This is a genomic window from Paenibacillus sp. Y859, assembly GCF_056786405.1.
On record NZ_JBXCIZ010000036.1, the window covers coordinates 1 to 1,526 of the forward strand.

Annotated in this window: 2 protein-coding genes; both read right to left on the reverse strand. The window is 36.7% G+C overall.

Annotated features, from left to right (window positions below; translation table 11 throughout):
• Positions 1 to 15: 15 nt before the first annotated feature.
• Entirely contained in the window at positions 16 to 522 is a 507-nt protein-coding gene (locus tag AC1TO8_RS23800; RefSeq protein ID WP_482058062.1) for a DUF2569 domain-containing protein, read from the reverse strand.
• A gap of 397 nt (positions 523 to 919) precedes the next feature.
• Positions 920 to 1,240 carry a cupin domain-containing protein gene (locus tag AC1TO8_RS23805; protein ID WP_482058063.1) on the reverse strand — a complete coding sequence of 107 codons (321 nt, stop codon included), beginning with the start codon at positions 1,238 to 1,240 and terminating at the stop codon, positions 920 to 922.
• Positions 1,241 to 1,526 lie beyond the last annotated feature (286 nt).

A 1,526-nucleotide genomic window follows, 5' to 3' on the forward strand; every position in this document is an offset into this window, starting at 1 on the left:
ATGCCCTCATTTGAGTTATCTTATAAATGTATTCATTACCCGTTCTGATTTAAGAAAATATGCTACCCATATGATACACGTTATAGCTGATTTAATTATATCCCTTATCGAGCTTCCATCTTCTAGTTCCTTAGCAATAGCAATTTGCTGCAATAATATGTAGTCAACAATACCAATAAATAGACTTAGCGAATAAAATATGATCATTAGTCGTGGAACAATTGATTTTTTTCTATAAAACTGAACTAGAATATAAATACTAAAAATAAAAAATGAAATGTTATAAATTGCTTCAAATATAATTGTTGGCTTCCATAATGGGTCGTACAGGGACGAGCCTTCTGAGGTCAGTAACTTCCAAGTTTCATCTGTAAATGAGTATAGATTATATCGAATTATTTGAATGATTAATCCGATAATGGTCAAGTAAAGACCCATTTGAATTAAAATTAACCAGCCTCCTAATCCCGATACACCAAGTCTTACATTGCCACCTCTTATTTCATTTATGTTTGTCTCCATAAACTACACTTCCTTTTAATTTATTTGCATGAATCTTGTATAACATTTGGCTTTCCTAACGTTCGAGCAACTTATGTGACTAAAGGGAATGGGTGACATAGCAACCTTATCATTACGATGCCTGGTCTGGGGAGGGGTAAGGTATGGATTCATCCGTAAATGAACACGCTGACCTTAGAAGTTTGAAAGTGAAGTCTCTTATATAGCGCTACATTAAGAGAAGGAAGTAAATAACAAAGCCCATAGCCTAGCAAATATTCGCGGCATCGTTCAACATGAATTTGCGCAATTGCCGCATCACTTTGCTTCTCATATGATCACGATTTTGAAGGCCTTCTCCGATTTATCTCTCACTTATTCTTGTAAATAGTTTAATTGTGATTTAATTTTTGTATTTCTATAAGTTAATTGGCGACTCGGGCATGATGACCAATATTGTACAACCGGTTGTACTTACCGGAGCATGGTCACTACCAGGTGGATAGTATATATATGATCCTGCTAGGTAGTCGATTTGATTATCAGAATATATTCCTGTTAAAACGAATACTTCTTCTCCGGCGGGGTGACTATGACGTGCATATCCTTTCCCAGGAGAAAATCTTAACAACGCTCTCACTTCATTTGGTTCGAATCTTAAAACTAACATTTCTACTCCATCATCCACTTCCCTCCAATTGGCAGAATTCGTATCTACAGCCTGAATGGATATTGACATCTTTGATAACCTCCCCGCTTAGATTAAATGTTTCTCATTGCCTCAATCTCACTTAACGTTTGGCATTCCTGACGTTCAAGCGGCTTAAGTGACCGAAGGAAACGGGTCGATAGACTTAGCAGCTTGGATGTGTCACCTGAATCAACTTCTACGATACTTCCTCTTGATGACCAATGGAGAGTAGCGACCGCTGTGGTAATGCAATGTTATATGGAGTATGGCGCTCCTTTGAATTAACAGTCAATCTCTATTAAATATATATAGCTTTCCGTTTCTAGGTTTTATA